Source organism: Paracoccus litorisediminis, from assembly GCF_009711205.1.
Lineage (GTDB): Bacteria > Pseudomonadota > Alphaproteobacteria > Rhodobacterales > Rhodobacteraceae > Paracoccus > Paracoccus litorisediminis.
On record NZ_WMIG01000010.1, the window covers coordinates 1 to 16,823 of the forward strand.

Genomic DNA, 16,823 nt, shown 5'->3' on the forward strand with positions numbered 1-16,823 from the left:
GTAAGGTTTGGACATGGAGAATACTCCTTGATGCAATGCACTGATTTTACATCAAAGTCGCAGTTCCAACTTGAATCCACCTCGCTATACAATTTTGCAGAATAATCGGACTTATGTAACCAATCTACGCATCCGACCAATCATCTCGACAGAACCCAACCGCCACGGCAAGATCGCCCCGAACGAGGGAGAATTGCAATGTCGGAGAAGCATCCCGAGGTCGAGGCATGGTTTGCCGGGCTGAGCCTATGGCAAAAGGAACTAAGCGCCCTGCGGGACATCCTGCTGCAAAGCGGCCTGACCGAGACCTTCAAATGGCATTTCCCGGTCTATGCCTGCGCGCGCGGCAATGTCGCGATCATCTGGGACTTCAAGGATCGAGCGGCGCTGGGTTTTTTCAAGGGCGTGCTGTTGCCAGACTCCAAAGGCATTCTGGAAGCCCCCGGCGAAAACTCGCGATCGCAACGGGTCGTCAATTTCACCTCACTTGAGCAGGTCGAACGGTTGCGGCCCGTCCTGATGGACTATCTTCGCGAGGCGATCGCCATCGAGATGGCCGGGCAAAAGGTCGATCTGCCCAAGGACGATCTGGAATATCCGACCGAACTGGTCGATCACCTTGATACGGATACGACCTTTAGAACCGCATTCGAGGCACTCACGCCGGGACGTCGGCGCAGCTGGGTGCTGCATTTCTCGCAGCCGAAGCAGGCGGAAACCCGCACCTCGCGTATCGTGAAGGCCACACCTAAGGTCCTTGCGGGCAAGGGAATGAACGACCGCTGACAATGCATGGTGACCGTCACGCGATGTTGGCCGGGACGGCACCATTGCAAATCGCGACGGGTGTTTTGGTCGGCGGCTTGTCGCTGCTGTCGCAGAATCCGTGACGCCCTGAACTGGGGCTGCTTCCCTATCTCGTGGCGCGCGAGTGCGTTCGCCCCCGCCGCAGCGATCCGCGCTGCTGGTTGCCGATGCCCGCGGGCGGATATGGCAGAGGGCACGCGCTCGTGCGCGTCCTCAATCACAGACAGCAGAACTGACACGGGGCCTGATCGATTTGCTGACGTTTGTCCAACACTGAAAGAGACGACACCGAGCTTGCCGTCGGAAATGCATTTTCAATGCAATGAAGACCGCTACGATGATCATGATCCGGCAAGTGGTGGCCGAACATTCGGGCACGATGCTCCGGCAATAGTGCGGCGCATGCGATCGCGCTGGGACGGATAGCAAGTTCTGCGCCGGCCAATCCCGACCGGCGCAGAGCGATAGCTTAGTGGTTGTGCCGCGGCGGGGTCGACGAGATGCGCTGGAAATCCTCGGCGCCGCGAATGGTCGCGCCGTCCTGCAACTGCGTCACCGTCTCGCGATAGATGCGCTGCCATGGCGTGCGCGAGGGCGGGACAGCAGGGATGCCATCGGCCTTGCGGCGGGTGATCTCGGCATCGTCCACCAGCATGTCGCAGGTGCCCGTATTCAGGTCCAGACGGATGATATCGCCCGTCCGAATCCACGCCAGACCACCACCCGCAGCGCTTTCGGGCGAGGCGTTCAGGATCGACGGGCTGTCCGCAGTTCCCGATTGCCGCCCGTCGCCCAGCGTCGGCAGGCTGGTGATGCCGCGCTTGATCAGGTGATCCGGCGGCTGCATGTTCACCACCTCGGCCGAGCCCGGCCAGCCCAGCGGACCCGCGCCCCGGATGACCAGAATCGAACGCTCATCGATGTCCAGCGCCGGATCGTTGATGCGGGCGTGGTAATCCTCGGAGCCGTCAAAGACGAAGGCCTTGCCCTCAAAGATGCCCTCGCGGCCCGGTTCCGACAGGTAGCGGGCACGGAAATCGGCGGAAATCACCGAGGTCTTCATGATCGCGAAGTCGAACAGGTTGCCCTTGAGGACGAAGAAGCCTGCGCGCTCCATCATCGGATCGGCATAGGGCTTGATGACCTCGCGGTCGGTCGACTCGCGGCCTTCGAGGTTTTCGGCCATGGTTTGGCCGCTGACCGTCGGGCAAGTGCCGTTCAGCTTGCCGGCTTGCAACAGTTCCCACATGATCGCCGGGACGCCGCCCGCGCGGTGGAAACGCTCGCCCAGATAAGCCCCGGCGGGCTGGACGTTCGCCAGCAGCGGAATGTCATAGCCATGGGCCTGCCAATCCTCGGGACGCAGATCGACGCCAGCATGTTTCGCCATCGCCATGATATGCGGCTGGGCATTGGTCGAGCCGCCAATGGCCGAGTTCACCCGGATCGCGTTCAGGAAAGCCTCGCGCGTCAGGATGTCCGAGGGGCGGATGTCTTCCAGCACCAGTTCCACGGCGCGGCGGCCGGTGCGATAGGACATCTGGCCGCGCGAACGATAGGCGGCGGGGATCGCCGCGCAGCCGGTCAGCGACATGCCAAGCGCCTCGGCAATGGCGTTCATCGTGCTGGCCGTGCCCATGGTGTTGCAATGGCCGACCGAGGGGGCCGAATCCAGCGCCGCGTCAAGGAATTCCTCGCGGGTGATTTCGCCAGCCGCATATTTCCGACGCGAGCGCCAGATCACCGTGCCGGAACCCACCAGCTCGCCATCGTGCCAGCCATCCAGCATCGGCCCGCCGGACAGAACGATCGCCGGAATATCCACCGTCGCCGCCGCCATCAGCGCCGAAGGCGTGGTCTTGTCGCAGCCGGTGGTCAGCACGACCCCGTCAAAGGGATAGCCGTAAAGCAGCTCGACCAGACCCATATAGGCCAGGTTGCGGTCCAGCGCAGCGGTCGGGCGCTTGCAGTTTTCGAACAGCGGATGCGAGGGGAATTCGATCGGAATCCCGCCCGCATCGCGGATGCCGTCGCGCACGCGCTTGGCCAGATCCAGATGGTGGCGGTTGCAGGGGTTCAGATCGCTGCCCGATTGCGCAATGCCGATGATCGGCTTGCCCGAGCGCAGTTCCTCGGGCGTGGTGCCGTAGTTCATGAAGCGCTCAAGATAAAGCGCCGTCATGTCGGCATGATCGGGGTTGTCGAACCAGTCCTGCGAGCGCAGGCGGCGTGGCGATTGGTCCGAGGTCATTTGCTCTCCTCCGCAGGGATGGCTGCGTTCAGTCTTTCCAGATGCAGCAGTAGCCCGCTGTGATCGGTATCGCCATGGCCTGATGCCACAAAATCGGTGAAGGCGCTGCGGACAACCTCGGTCAGGGGCAGCGTCAGGTCGGTGGCCGCTGCCAGATCGGCCACCGCGTTCAGATCCTTCAGTTGCAGCCGCGAAGGGCCACCGGGGGCAAAGTTCCGTTCGACCATACGCGCGCCGTGCAATTCGAGGATGCGGCTTTCGGCGAAACCGCCCCGGATCGCATCGCGGAACTTGGCGCGATCCGCGCCGCCGGCCTGCACCAGCATCATCGCCTCGGCCACCGCACCGATGGTGACGGCGACAATCTGCTGGTTCGCCAGTTTGCAGACCTGCCCCGCACCGGACGGACCGACATGGGTCAGGCGCCCCAGCGGCGCGAACACATCGGCCAGACCCGCGATCACATCCGCGTCGCCCCCGGCCATCAGGGCCAAGGTGCCAGCCTGTGCGCCGACAACGCCACCGGAAACCGGGCTGTCGACATGGGCAATGCCCAGTTCCGCCAGCCTTGCGGCATGATCGCGCGCCATTGCCGGGGCAATGGACGAGGCGTCGATGACGACGGCGCCGGATGCCAGCGCGCCCGCCACTCCCTGTTCAAACAGCACATTAGCGACGGCGTGCCCGTCCGATAGCATGGTAAAGACCACATCCGCCCCGATCACGGCCTGCACCGGGTCCGTTGCGACAACCGCGCCGTCGGCGGCCAAGGCCTGCGCCTTTTCCGGGGCGCGGTTCCAGACCGTCACCGGGAACCCGGCCCCGAGCAGGCGGCGCACCATCGGTGCGCCCATCAACCCCGTCCCCAGAAAGACGATCTTCACCCCGCTCACAACTGGCCGCCCAGCTCGTCCTCGACATGGACGCGGATGATCTCGTCAAAGCTCGACTCGGCGGTGAAGCCCAGTTCGCGGGCGCGGGTGGCCTCAAAGCCGGGGGCCCAGCCTTCGCACATGCGGATGATCATCGGATCAGGCTCGCGGCGGATCAGGTTCACGGCCTTGTCGCCGGCGATGCGCCGCAGAGCCTCGATCTGTTCGCCAACCGTGGCGCTGAGGCCCGGCATCGACAGGTTGCGGCGCGGGCCGACCAGATCCACGTCGATGGTCGCGGCATGCAGCATGAAGCCCACCGCCGAACGCGGCGAGGCATGCCAGTGGCGGATGCTTTCGGGAACCGGCAGCACCGCTTCCTGACCGATCAGCGGCTCGCGCAGGATGTTCGAGAAGAAGCCCGAAGCCGCCTTGTTTGGCTTGCCGGGGCGGATGCAGACCGTGGGCAGACGGATGCCGATACCGTCAAAGAAGCCGCGGCGCGAATAGTCGGCCAACAGCAGCTCGCTCATCGCCTTTTGCGTGCCATAGCTGGTCAGGGGCGTGGTGTGGAAATCGTCCGGGATCGGGAAAGGCAGCGGTGCGCCGACCACGGCGATGGAGGACGCAAAGACCACGCGCGGACGGTAGCCATCCACCGCCTGCGCCAGCCGGATCGCCTCGAACAGCGCGCGCGTGCCGTCGAGGTTGATGCGGTAACCCTTTTCAAAATCAAGCTCCGCCTCGCCCGAGACGATGGCGGCAAGGTGATAGATCACGTCAGGCCGCGTCGCGATCAGTTTTTCAGCGGTGCCCGCATCGGACAGGTCGGCGGTCAGACGCGTCACCTTGCCGGTAAAGCCCGCGGGGGCATCGGGCTCGACAACATCAACAAGGGTCAGCGCGTCGATGGCGCGTTCGGCCAGACCGCCCTCGGCGACCAGTTTTTGCGTCAGCTTGCGACCCACCATGCCGGCCGCGCCAATGATCAGAATATGCATCTGGTCTCCTCCTCGAAACCTCGCCGCTCCGGCACCGCGCCGCCGAGCGGATTTATATGGTTGTCTGATAACCTGATCTTTGTATGATGCAAGGTGTTTTCACGCCGAAGCGCGACCAGGGAGGGTCTGGCGACATGGATCGACATATTCAGGAGGCGGGCCGCGCGGCCCTTGCCGCCGACAGCGACGCATTGGCCGCACGTCTGCGCGACAGCCTTGGCACGGATGTGGTCCTGACCGGACCCGAGACGGCGCGTTATTGCAGCGACTGGCATGGCGATGTGCATAGCGGCGCGGTCGCGGTGCTGCGTCCGCGCGACACAGCCGAGGTCGCGGCCTGCATGCGCGCCGCCGTGGCGCTGGGGTTGGATGTCGTACCGCAGGGTGGCAATACCGGGCTGGTGCTGGGCGCGACGCCCGACGCGCCCGCCGCGCAGGTGGTCATCAGCCTTGAGCGGATGACCCGCATCCGCCGCATCGACGCCGATGATTTCTCGGCAGTGGTCGAGGCAGGCGCTGTTCTTGAAAGCTTCAAGGATCAGGTGGCGCAGGCCGGGCTGTTTTTTCCACTCGCGCTTGGTGCGCAGGGTAGCTGCCAGATCGGCGGCAATGTCTCGACCAATGCCGGGGGCGTCAATGTCCTGCGCTACGGGATGACGCGCGATCTGGTGCTGGGACTGGAAGTGGTGCTGCCCGATGGAACGGTCTTTGATGGGCTGTCGACGCTGCGCAAGGACAATCGCGGGCTGGACCTGAAGCAGCTGTTCATCGGGGCCGAAGGCACGCTGGGCATCATCACCGCCGTTTCGGTCAAGCTGCTGCCCCGGCCCGAACATGTCGCGACCGCCCTGCTGGCGCTGGACAGCCTGCCCGACGCGATCGAGCTTTACCGCCGCGCCCGTCGCCAATGCTGCGACCTGATGTCGGCATTCGAATTCATGCCACCCTTGGCCCTGACATTGGCACAAGAGGCAATCCCGGACCTGCAGATCCCGATTCAGGCTGACCATCCGGCCTATGTGCTGATGGAAATCTCGGGCTCGGGTCTGGTCGATATCGACGACCTGATGGCGCGCTTCCTTGAACTCGCGATGGAGGAAGGGCTGGTCGTCGATGGCGTCGTCGCCCAATCCCATGCGCAGGCCCAGAACCTGTGGCTGATCCGCGAGGGCATGAACGAAGGTCAGGCCAAGCGCGGCAAGCATCTGCGCACCGATGTCTCGGTCCCGCTGTCCAAACTGGCCGATTTCGTGGCCGAGGCCGAGGCCGCCATCGCGCAGGACATGCCCGCCGCGGTTTGTGTGTCCTATGGACATGTCGGCGACGGCAATGTGCATCTGAACGTGCTGCCGGATTTTGCCCAAGGCCCGGACAGTCTTGATGCGCAAATCCTGAAATCGAAAAAGATCGTGAACGCCGTGCTGGACCGCTTCCAGGGCTCGATCAGCGCCGAACATGGAATTGGCCGGCTGAAGAAGCCCGATTTCACCGCCCGCCTACCGGAAACCCGCCGCCGCCTGCTGCTGGCCATCAAGGCCGCCATTGACCCCGAAGGGGTGATGAATCCGGGCTGTCAGATCGACCGGACCTGATAAGAGATGGATCAGGAACGAAAAAAAAGGCTCGATCAGAGATGACACAGGGATTTGGGCAGATATCGCGTAACGAACATCTGCCGGCGCGGATCGCGTCGCAATTCGCGGAACGCATCCACAGGGGCGACATCAAGCCCGGCGACAAGCTGCCGACCGAACATGCGATGGCGCAGACCTTCGGCGTCAGCCGCACCGTGATTCGCGAGGCCATCGCGCAGCTGCGCAATGAAGGGCTGGTCGAGACCCGGCAGGGCGTCGGCGCCTTCGTGGTCGAACGGCAGGCTCGCCACATTCGGCTTGGCGATGGCGAGCAGATGAACAAGCACGACTTCACCGACCTCTTTCAGCTGCGCGTGCCGCTGGAAATCGAGGCGGCGGGGCTGGCTGCGGTCAACCACACGCCGCCGCAGCTGGAATTGCTGGACGCGGCCCTTGCCCGGATGTCGCAATCGCAGGACTGGAACACCGAAGGCGTCGCCGCCGATCTGGAGTTTCACCGCATCATCGCGCTGGCAACCGGGAATGCATATTTCGACCAGTTCATCAGCGCCATCGCCGACCGGGTCGGCCATGTCATCATGGCCGCACGCGAGCAGATTTTGTTCGATGAAATCATGGCCATCACCATCGATGAGCATATGGCCATCCGCGACGCCATCCGTGCCCGCGATCCGTTGGCCGCACGGCGCGCCATGCGCCAGCACCTGACCGGGTCGGCCAGCCGGGTCGGCATGGAGCTGGAATTTTTCAACTGAAACAATCCTCTGATCCAAAGTTTGGCAACAAGACGATTGGCGGTGGACAGAATCTTACCGCAGCGTTAAGGATCAGGTCATAATGTTGTCTGACACCTGATGTCAGCACGGCGCGTGGAGGCGCCGTGAAAAAACGGGAGGTTGCATTGGTTTCAACTCATGCGTTGAAAGCGGTCGGGATTTTGCCCGATGACGCGGATCGCGCCATCCTTGTCGGCCGTGTCTGGTCCAATGACGCAGGCGGCCCCTGCCCCGTCACGCTGCGCAATGGCCGCGTGCTTGATCTCAGCGGGATTGCCGCGACGGTCTCGGGTCTTCTGGAACTTGACGATGTGGCCCAGCGTCTGGGCACCGCCGATCTGCCCGATCTCGGCCATCTGGACGAATATCTGGACGGAAGCCGTGGCCGGCTGCTGGCCCCGATCGACCTGCAGGCGGTCAAGGCCGCTGGCGTGACCTTCGCCGACAGCATGCTGGAACGCGTGATCGAGGAACAGGCGCGTGGCGATAGCGGCCGGGCGCAGGAAATCCGCGCACGTCTGGCCCCGGTGATCGGGGAAAACCTGCGCGGCGTGCAGGCCGGTTCGGAAAAATCTCGTCAAGTCAAAGCCTTGCTGCAGGAAATGAACCTGTGGTCGCAATATCTTGAGGTCGGCATCGGTCCCGACGCCGAGATCTTCACCAAGGCCCAGCCGATGTCTTCGGTCGGCTGCGGCGACAAGGTCGGGCTGCACCCGATTTCCGAATGGAACAACCCCGAGCCGGAAGTGGTCATGGTCACCCGCGCCGACGGGACCATCATCGGCGCGACCTTGGGCAATGACGTGAACCTGCGCGATGTCGAGGGCCGCTCGGCCCTGCTGCTTGGCAAGGCCAAGGACAACAACGCGTCGTGCTCGATCGGGCCGTTCATCCGGCTGTTCGATGGCGAGTTCACGCTGGAAGTGGTCGAACAGGTCGTCGTCTCGCTGCTGGTTCAGGGCGAGGACGGGTTCGAGATGACGGGCGAAAGCCCGCTGGCAGCCATCAGCCGCAAGCCCGCCGATCTGGTCGGGCAGATGCGCAACCGTTCGCACCAATACCCGGATGGCGCGGTGCTGTTCCTTGGCACCATGTTCGCCCCGGTCAAGGACCGCCGCGGCAAGGGTCAGGGCTTTACCCATGAAATGGGCGACCGGGTCGAGATCTCGACCCCGCGTCTGGGCCGTCTGGTGAACTGGGTCGACCGCTCGGACGCCTGCCCGGAATGGGGTTTCGGCACGCGCGAGCTGATGCGCAATCTGGTGAAACGCGGATTGGGGGAAAGGATTTGAGATGGTCAAGACCGTAATCAACCTGTTCTACCGCCTTCTGGACTATGTGCTGATCTTCCTGATCGGCGGCATGGCTCTGATGGTCTTTGTGAACGTCGTCATGCGCTACACCATGAACTCGGGCATTCCGGTGACCGAGGAACTGTCGCGCTTCTTCTTTGTCTGGCTGACCTTCATCGGCGCGGTCGTGGCGCATCGCCACAACCTGCATATGGGCATGGAAACCTTTGTCGCGATGATGGGCCGCAAGGGCCGCATGCTGATGATGGGTCTTTCGGACCTGCTGATCATCGGCTGCTCGTTCGTGTTGTTCTGGGGCAGCTGGAAACAGCTTCCGATCAACATGAGCATGCTGGCCCCTGTGTCCGGCATCCCGATGGGCTGGGTCTATGGAACCGGCCTGTTCACCGCGACCTGCATCATCCTGATCACGCTTGAACGTTTCATCCGCCTGCTGACCGGTCGCGTGACCGAAGCCGAGATCGCCGCCTTTGCCGGTGAGTTCCACAGCGTCGAAGAATTGGCGGAGCGCGGCCTATGACCCTAATCGTCTTTATCGTTTCCCTGATCGGGGCCATGGCCATTGGCGCGCCCGTCGCCTTTGCCCTGATCTTCTGCGGCGTCATGCTCATGACCTATATGGGCATGTTCAACACCCAGATCATCGCCCAGAACATGATGATCGGCGCCGATACCTTCACGCTGCTGGCCATTCCCTTCTTCGTCCTTGCGGGCGAGCTGATGAACGCTGGCGGTCTGTCCAAGCGGATCATCGACTTCTCGATCGCCTGTGTCGGCCATATCCGGGGCGGTCTGGGCATCGTGGCCATCGTCGCCGCGATCATCATGGCCTCGATCTCGGGCTCGGCTGCGGCGGATACCGCGGCGCTGGCCGCGATCCTGATCCCGATGATGGCCAAGGCCGGTTATAACGTGCCGCGCTCGGCCGGTCTGATTGCAGCGGGCGGCGTCATCGCGCCGGTCATCCCGCCGTCGATGGCCTTCATCGTCTTCGGCGTCTCGGCCAACGTCTCGATCTCGAAACTGTTCATGGCCGGGATCGTGCCGGGCGTGCTGATGGGCGTGTCGCTGCTGATCACCTGGCTGATCGTGGTCCGCAAGGACAAGATCGAAAGCCTGCCGCGCGCCAGCTGGCCTGATCGCGGCCGCTCTGCCGCGCGTGCGGCCTGGGCACTTGGCATGCCGGTCATCATTCTGGGCGGCATCAAGATGGGCGTCGTCACGCCTACCGAAGCTGCCGTTGTCGCCGCCTTCTATGCACTGTTCGTCGGCATGTTCGTCTATCGCGAACTGAAGCCCGCCGATCTGCCCAAGGTGCTGCTGTCCGCAGCCAAGACCACCGCCGCGATCATGTTCCTTGTCTGCGCCGCTCTGGTTTCGGCCTGGCTGATCACCGCCGCCAACATACCGAATGAGATCACGGGCTACATCGAGCCGCTGATCGACAACCCGAAACTGCTGATGTTCGCCATCATGGTGCTGATCCTGATCGTGGGCACGGCACTGGACCTGACGCCGACCATCCTGATCCTGACGCCCGTGCTGCTGCCGATCGTCGTCAAGGCCGGGATCGACCCGATCTACTTTGGCGTCATGTTCATCATGAACTGCTGCATCGGCCTGCTGACCCCGCCGGTGGGCGTCGTGCTGAACGTCGTCAGCGGCGTCGGCAAGATCCCTCTGGGCAAGGTCATCACCGGTGTCTGGCCCTTCCTGATCGCCGAAACCATCGTCCTGTTCCTGTTGGTCCTGTTCCCGCAGATCGTGACGGTCCCGGCGAACTGGTTCTACTGATCAAACTTCAACCGTTTTCTGAATTCCTGGGAGGAACCACATGAAAAACCACGCAATCAAGGCCGCGCTGCTTGTCTCGACCCTGCTGGGTGCCGCAACGCCCGCCCTTGCCGATTTCCAGGCGCGCAACTTCCGCGTCTCGAACGGGATCAACGAGGATCACCCGGTCAACAACGGCATGAAGGCCATGCAGGTCTGCCTGGATGAGAAGACCGGCGGCCAGATGAAGATGACCGGTTTCTGGGGCGGCGCGCTTGGCGGCGACCTTCAGGCGACGCAGGCGCTGCGCTCGGGCGTGCAGGAAGCGGTTGTCACCTCGTCCTCGCCGCTGGTCGGCATCGTCCCGGCGCTTGGCGTCTTTGACCTGCCCTTCCTGTTCCGCAGCAACGAAGAAGCCTATGCCGTCATGGATGGCGAGTTCGGCGACTTCCTGAACCAGAAGCTGGACGAGGCCGGGCTGGTCAACCTTGCCTATTGGGAAAACGGCTTCCGCAACGTGTCGAACTCGAAGCTGCCGATCACCAAATGGGAAGACTTCGAGGGTCTGAAGCTGCGCGTGATGCAGAACAACATCTTCCTCGACAGCTTCGCCAACTTCGGTGCCAACGCCACGCCGATGGCCTTTGGCGAGGTATTCTCGGCGCTGGAAACCAAGGCGATCGACGCGCAGGAAAACCCCTATGTCACGCTGGACACCTCGAAATTCTACGAGGTGCAAAGCTATGTCAGCGAGACCAAGCACGCCTACACCCCGTTCCTGTTCCTGTTCTCGAAGGCGATCTTCAACACCTATTCGCCCGAGGAACAGCAGGCCCTGCGTGACTGCGCCGCCGTTGGCCGCGATGAAGAACGCAAGGTCATCCAAGAGCTGAACAAGGCCTCGCTGGCCAAGGTCGAAGCTGCCGGGCTGAAGTTCAACACCATCACCCCGGAAGAACAGGCCCGCATGCTTGAGAAGTCGCAAGTGGTCTACGAAAAGCACAAGGCCGATATCGGCGAAGACGTCGTCGACCGCGTGCAGAAAGAACTGGCCGCGATCCGCGGCAACTAAGCCACAAGGTCGCGCCGTCGTCCCCCCGGGCGGCGCGGCCGAAACTGCGGCGCCGCCATCGCGGCGCCGGTTTTTTCAGCGAGAGGCCATGGTGAAGATCACGCCTATTCGTGACCACCACGACATTCGCGCCATTGCTGCGATGACTTAGAACGCCCGCCTCCAAGCCTCGATCTGCCCATCAACCGGGCTCGTCGGAAAGCCATTTTGGCGCGTGTCAGTCCTTTTTCTTTCTGAAAACCAGATCGAGATAGCTGTCGCCCGCACGCAGGACGTGAGCCTTCATCGCGACTTCGGCGGCATCGGGGTCGCCAGCAATGACCGCGCGGCCGATCTGCCGATGCTCGGTCAGGGCCTGCTGGCGTTCCGCCGGATCGGAATGGATCACCCGCCTTGCGCCGCTGTCATAGACATCCTGCCGATCGTTCAACAGCCGCAGGTAATTCGCCCGCGCGACCGAGCGGATATGGCCGTGAAAGACCTCATTCAGCTGCACCAGTTCCTCGGCGCTGCTTTCGGCAGTGGCGCGCTGCATGTCGTCAAGGATGGCCTGTAGTACCGGCTTGTCTGGCGCGGTGATGCGCTGCGCGGCCAGCCGGGCGATGGTCGATTCGATGGCGGCGCGGGCGAGGATCATTTCCTCGGCCCAGGCGAAATCGAAATTCACGATCACCCCGCTGCGGGGCTTGGTGCGGACCAGACCGTCGGCTTCCAGCAGGCGCAGGGCCTCTTTCACCGGGGTGGTGCTGACGCCCAGTTGCTCTGCGATGGCGCGTTCGTTCAGCCGCGCGCCCGGCTCGAATCCGCCCTGCAGGATCACCTGCCGCAACGCGCGGTGCACATGCTCGCGCAGCCCGACAAGGGCATGAGGGTCCAGCGGCGCAAGGGCTGCTACGGGCAGAGGCATGGGGTTCTCCGATGCATTGAATGTCGGATGCGGAATACGGTCGCGGGATCAAACCCGCGCGTCGTGTTCCAACACCATACGCGCGGTCAGATCGTCGGTGATCAGAATATTGGCCAATCCCGCCCGAAGGGCCGCGCGAATGATCGCGACCTTATGCGGACCGGCTGCGGCCAGCACACGTTCAGGCGTCTGGCGCAAGGTTTCCAGATCAATGCCGATGGTGCAGTCGTCCAATGCCGTCCTGACCTGCTGGCCCTGCCCGTCCAGAAACCGACAGACCACATCCCCGATCGCGCCCGCATCGGTCAGGTCGCGCATGCCAACCTCGGACGGCAGGCCGGTGCGGATCAGATAGCTGCGTTCGGAAATGTCGCTGGCCGTCAGGATCGCCACGTCCAGCGCCGTCAGCTTGTGGAAATGCTCGGTGAAGATCTCTTGCGCCAGAAAGGCGGCACGGTCGATCTGCGGCGCAAGAAAGATCGGCGCGGCCAGCAGCGAATAGCGCGCCCCAAGCCGCCCCGCCAAACCCGAGGCGATACCGAAGGCATTGAGCGAATCCCCCCGGCTGGTCCCCCCGATCATCGAGATCACCTCAAGCTCGGGCAGGCTTTGCTGCATCATCCGGTTGATCGCGCTTTGCAGCGTCATCCCCCATGACACGCCGATGCGCCGCCATTCGCCTGCCTGCAGCCGCTCCGCCATATAGGCCGCCAGCGCCGCGCCGCAGGCATTGTGATAATCGTAATGTTCGGGATTGGCCGGGGCCACCAACGCACGCGCCAGCCCGAAGCGTTCCTGCAACTGGTCCTGCAGATCAAAGCGCGGCAGGAAGGGCGAATCGATCTCGACCTTGACCAACCCCAGGGCGCGGGCGCGCTGGATGGCCTGATTCACCCGCAACCGGGTCACGCCCATCGCCTTGGCGATCTGGGCCTGGGTCAATTCATTCACGAAATAATGCCAGCAGACTTCGACGGTGAAGGCATCGGCCTGCGGAAAATCCTTGTTCAACATGGGCGCATCTCATCGGGCGGGAGGCGCTTGTCAAGCATCGGAAATCCCGCCCCGTTTACAACTGTATTTTTAGAAATACATTTGCAAGTTTTTCTTGCGCGAAGCTTGGCGGATTTGCCAAGATGCCCATGGGACGAGGAAGGCCGGAGCGGCAACGACAGTTTCCCGCCGCACCTCGCCGATCAGGGAGGATGGTTGATGAACAAGCTAGTCAGGCTGAGCGCATCCGCGCTTGCGCTGTCCCTTGTGGCGGGCAGCGCCTTTGCCTTGGACGAAGATTTCTACAAGAAGGCGGGGACCGGGTTTTCCGGCGTGACCCTGCGCGGGGTGACGGAATCCACCCCGGCCTCGAACTATGTTCGCGAGGTGCTTGCGCCGAAATTCGAGGAGCTGACCGGGATCAGGGTGGATATCGAAACCACCTCATGGGACCAGATGTATGACAAGGCGATCAAGGACATGGAGGCCGGGACCGGCATCTATGACATGGTCTATATCGAACAGGACATCGTCTATGCCTATCTGGCGCGGAACTTCCTGGTCGATCTGACCGCCAAGCTGAAGGAAAAGCCCGAGCTCAAGGCCCCCGATTTCGACGAGGCCAAGCTGACCACCTTTGCCAATTACTTCCGGGGCGAGAATGGCGACCTGTTCGGCATGCCGATGGAAGCCTTCATCAAGCCCTATGTCTATCGCACCGATCTGTTCAATGACCCCGAGATCAAGGCCGCCTTCAAGGAAAAGACCGGCCGCGACCTGGCCCCGGCCAAGACCCATGAAGAATATACCGAGATCGCGGATTTCTTCACCCAATGGGGCAAGGATCACAAGCTGGACCTGTGGGGCTCGACTGCGCAGGCCCATACCGGGCATCCGGCCTCGTGGTATGAATTCTTTGAATCCGTCGCGCCGACCTTTGGCGTCTACAACTGGGGGATCGACGCGGCCAACAATTACGGCGCCACGGTCGAACATGGCGGGTTGATGAACTCACCCCAAGCCAAGGAAGCGATGAAATGGTGGCTGCATCTGCGCGATATCGGCCCGCCTGAATCGGTCCAGTCGACCTGGTCCGAGGTCGCGACAACCATGGCCGCGGGCCGCGCCGCCCAAGGTCTGGTCTATGGCGAGAACGTCGCCTGGATCGCCTCGGACCCGAACCAGTCCAAGGTGGTGGGCAAGATCTCGGTCGCACTGCCACCGCTGTCAGAAGGTGTGCTGAAGGCAGCCGAAGAGGGCAAGGGCTATATCGGCTATTACGATGGCGGGGCCTTTGGCCTGCCGGTGACATCGAAGAACCCGGATGCGACCGCCCTGTTCCTGCAATTCCTGGCCGAAGAAGACCTGCAGCCCGACTGGGCCGTCGCCGGATCGCGCATCACCACCACCGCGACCTACGATTCCCCCAAGGTCACCGAGCTGAACGACAAGCTGGGCAATTACTTCGGCATGCTGCGCGATGACGGCAAGCTGTTCGGCGGTGCGCCGCCCTATCCGTTCCACGCCCAGCTGCGCGAGGCGACCGCGCCGATCTTCTATGACATCCTGACCGGCAAGGTCGATCCCGATGCGGGTCTGGACCAGATGGCCGCCAAGGCCGAGCAGGAACTGACCGATCTGGGCTACCGGAAATAAGCGTTCCTCCCCCGGTCGCCGCGGGAGCAATCCCGCGGCGATTGGCAAGCCGCGCGCATCTCCGCGCATTGGACGGGAAAAGCCATGCAATCCAAGTTTCTGGGCTGGGCCTTGCTGGCCCCCACGCTGCTGATCCTGGCGCTGTTCGGGGTCGTGCCCTTCATCTATGTGCTGTTCGTGTCCTTCCACCAATGGAACCCGTTCGGGGCCAATCCCGACATGGTGTTCAACTGGGCCGACAATTACCGCAAGCTGGTCTTTGACGCGCAGTTCCTGGCCTCGCTGGGGGTGACGGCGGCCTTCGTCTTCTTCGCCGTCCTGTCCGAGCTGATCCTTGGCTATTTTCTGGCGCAGGCCCTGATGCGGGATTTTCCCGGCAAGACGTTCTTTCGCACCATCCACACCCTGCCCTTGATCATGGCTCCGATCATCGTCGGCTCGGTCTGGAAGTTGATGACGACGCCGTCCATCGGGATCATCCCGAACCTGCTGTCGAACTGGTTGGGCTATGACCTGAATATCGGCCAAAGCGCGTGGCAGGCCTTTGCCACCACCGTGGTCATGGACATCTGGCACTGGACGCCGCTGGTCACGCTGACCCTGATCGCGGCGCTGGTGTCCCTGCCCGCCGATCCGTTCGAGCAGGCGCAGATCGACGGCGCGAACCGGCGGCAGATCTTCTGGCACATCACGCTGCCGATGATCCGTCCGGCGATCCTTGCCACCGTCTTCATCCGCATGATGGACGCGATGCGGACCGTCGATGAGGTATTGATGCTGACCGGCGGCGGCCCCGGCTCGGCCACGCGCTATGTCGGCGTGCATATCTTCAAGGAAGTCTTTCCAAGGACGAATTACGGCTACGGATCGGCCGTGTCGGTGATCGTCCTGTACCTGACCATCGTCACCTGCTGGCTGATGTATGTCGGCCTGATCGCACCCCGCAACAAGGGAAAGGGCTGATCCATGCGCAAGGGCAATCCGTGGCTGTCGGTGCTGTTCTGGGTGCTGATCAGCTTCCTGACGCTGTTCCCGATCTATTGGCTGTTCGTCATCTCGGTCAAACCGGCGATCGAGCTGTTCACGACCCCCTCGGTCTGGCTGTCGGGCGATCTGTATTGGAAGAACTACACCGACGTGCTGAACGATCGCACCTTGCGCGGCTACATGATCAATTCGCTGGTCATCTCATCGGGCAATGCGATCCTGTGCACCACGCTGGGCTTTCTGGCCTGCTACGCTCTGTCGCGCTTCGATCTGCCCGGCAAGGAAAGCGTATTCTTCTGGACCATCACCAACCGCATGGCCCCGCCTGCGGTCTTCCTGCTGCCGCTCTATCTGCTGATGACACAGATCTACACCATCGGAGATTTCAAGCTGGCCGACACAAGGATCGGGATGATCCTTGTCTATTGCACCTTCAACCTGCCCTTCGCGATCTGGACCCTGCGCCCGACGCTGGACGCCATCCCCAAGGAGCTGGACGAGGCCGCCTTTGTCGATGGTGCCAGCCCGTGGAAGGTCATCAGTGAGGTGGTCTTCCCGCTGGCCCGACCCGGCCTTGCGGTGACACTGATCCTGACCTGGGTCTTTGCCTGGAACGAATACCTGCTGGCAGCGACGCTGACCAATTTCAACGCCCGCACCCTGACCACGGGCCTGTCCGAATATGTCACCACAACCGGCACCAATTGGGGGATCATGGCGGCAATCTCGGTCTTTACGCTGATCCCGGCGCTGATCGTCTTCAGCCTTGTGCAACGCCATATCGTCGCCGGCCTGACCTTTGGCGCGGTGAAAGGATAGA

At 62.6% G+C, this 16,823-nt stretch carries 15 protein-coding genes; 10 read left to right on the forward strand and 5 right to left on the reverse strand.

What is annotated here, in order from left to right; all coding sequences use genetic code 11:
* Nucleotides 1-198 precede the first annotated feature (198 nt).
* Nucleotides 199-786, forward strand: coding sequence for a YdeI/OmpD-associated family protein (locus tag GL300_RS15980; RefSeq protein WP_155040662.1), 588 nt, complete (start codon nt 199-201; stop codon nt 784-786).
* 490 nt (nt 787-1,276) lie between these two features.
* On the opposite strand, the gene GL300_RS15985 is transcribed toward GL300_RS15980, so the two are convergent.
* Genes GL300_RS15985 through denD form a run of 3 tightly spaced genes read right to left on the reverse strand, consistent with a single transcriptional unit; the run spans nt 1,277 to nt 4,931 of the window.
* The gene (locus GL300_RS15985; protein WP_155040663.1) at nt 1,277-3,058 is read right to left on the reverse strand and encodes an IlvD/Edd family dehydratase; all 1,782 of its coding nucleotides are present in this window, start codon (nt 3,056-3,058) and stop codon (nt 1,277-1,279) included.
* Nucleotides 3,055-3,951: an NAD(P)-dependent oxidoreductase gene (locus tag GL300_RS27290; RefSeq protein WP_343043076.1), complete on the reverse strand. Its 897-nt coding sequence runs from the start codon at nt 3,949-3,951 to the stop codon at nt 3,055-3,057. Before GL300_RS27290 ends, GL300_RS15985 begins: the two co-directional genes overlap by 4 nt.
* Complete coding sequence (gene denD, locus GL300_RS15995; RefSeq protein WP_155040664.1) at nt 3,948-4,931, reverse strand: D-erythronate dehydrogenase; 984 nt, start codon at nt 4,929-4,931, stop codon at nt 3,948-3,950. Before denD ends, GL300_RS27290 begins: the two co-directional genes overlap by 4 nt.
* A gap of 134 nt (nt 4,932-5,065) precedes the next feature.
* On the opposite strand from denD, the gene GL300_RS16000 reads away from it, so the two are divergent.
* The 6 genes from GL300_RS16000 (at nt 5,066) to GL300_RS16025 (ending at nt 11,460) form a co-directional block, all read left to right on the forward strand.
* On the forward strand, nt 5,066-6,523 hold the full coding sequence (locus tag GL300_RS16000; RefSeq protein ID WP_155040665.1) for an FAD-binding oxidoreductase: 1,458 nt from the start codon (nt 5,066-5,068) through the stop codon (nt 6,521-6,523).
* Nucleotides 6,524-6,564: 41 nt separating this feature from the next.
* Nucleotides 6,565-7,281 (forward strand): FadR/GntR family transcriptional regulator, encoded by a 717-nt coding sequence (locus tag GL300_RS16005; RefSeq protein ID WP_155040666.1) that lies wholly within the window; start codon nt 6,565-6,567, stop codon nt 7,279-7,281.
* 125 nt (nt 7,282-7,406) lie between these two features.
* Nucleotides 7,407-8,594, forward strand: coding sequence for a fumarylacetoacetate hydrolase family protein (locus GL300_RS16010; RefSeq protein WP_343043077.1), 1,188 nt, complete (start codon nt 7,407-7,409; stop codon nt 8,592-8,594).
* A 1-nt stretch (nt 8,595) separates the two neighbouring features.
* Complete coding sequence (locus GL300_RS16015) at nt 8,596-9,135, forward strand: TRAP transporter small permease (protein WP_155040667.1); 540 nt, start codon at nt 8,596-8,598, stop codon at nt 9,133-9,135.
* Nucleotides 9,132-10,409 (forward strand): TRAP transporter large permease, encoded by a 1,278-nt coding sequence (locus GL300_RS16020; protein WP_155040668.1) that lies wholly within the window; start codon nt 9,132-9,134, stop codon nt 10,407-10,409. The genes GL300_RS16015 and GL300_RS16020 overlap by 4 nt, the downstream gene beginning before the upstream one ends.
* 40 nt (nt 10,410-10,449) lie before the next feature.
* Nucleotides 10,450-11,460 carry a DctP family TRAP transporter solute-binding subunit gene (locus tag GL300_RS16025; RefSeq protein WP_155040669.1) on the forward strand — a complete coding sequence of 337 codons (1,011 nt, stop codon included), beginning with the start codon at nt 10,450-10,452 and terminating at the stop codon, nt 11,458-11,460.
* Between the two features lie 217 nt (nt 11,461-11,677).
* On the opposite strand, the gene GL300_RS16030 is transcribed toward GL300_RS16025, so the two are convergent.
* Entirely contained in the window at nt 11,678-12,367 is a 690-nt protein-coding gene (locus tag GL300_RS16030; RefSeq protein ID WP_155040670.1) for a GntR family transcriptional regulator, read from the reverse strand.
* 48 nt (nt 12,368-12,415) lie between these two features.
* Nucleotides 12,416-13,381, reverse strand: coding sequence for a sugar-binding transcriptional regulator (locus GL300_RS16035; RefSeq protein WP_155040671.1), 966 nt, complete (start codon nt 13,379-13,381; stop codon nt 12,416-12,418).
* A 198-nt stretch (nt 13,382-13,579) separates the two neighbouring features.
* On the opposite strand from GL300_RS16035, the gene GL300_RS16040 reads away from it, so the two are divergent.
* From GL300_RS16040 to GL300_RS16050, 3 genes are all read left to right on the forward strand, one after another.
* The gene (locus GL300_RS16040) at nt 13,580-15,016 is read left to right on the forward strand and encodes an extracellular solute-binding protein (RefSeq protein WP_155040672.1); all 1,437 of its coding nucleotides are present in this window, start codon (nt 13,580-13,582) and stop codon (nt 15,014-15,016) included.
* A gap of 84 nt (nt 15,017-15,100) precedes the next feature.
* Nucleotides 15,101-15,979, forward strand: coding sequence for a carbohydrate ABC transporter permease (locus GL300_RS16045; protein ID WP_155040673.1), 879 nt, complete (start codon nt 15,101-15,103; stop codon nt 15,977-15,979).
* Between the two features lie 3 nt (nt 15,980-15,982).
* Nucleotides 15,983-16,822, forward strand: coding sequence for a carbohydrate ABC transporter permease (locus GL300_RS16050; protein ID WP_155040674.1), 840 nt, complete (start codon nt 15,983-15,985; stop codon nt 16,820-16,822).
* The last annotated feature ends 1 nt before the right edge of the window (nt 16,823 follow it).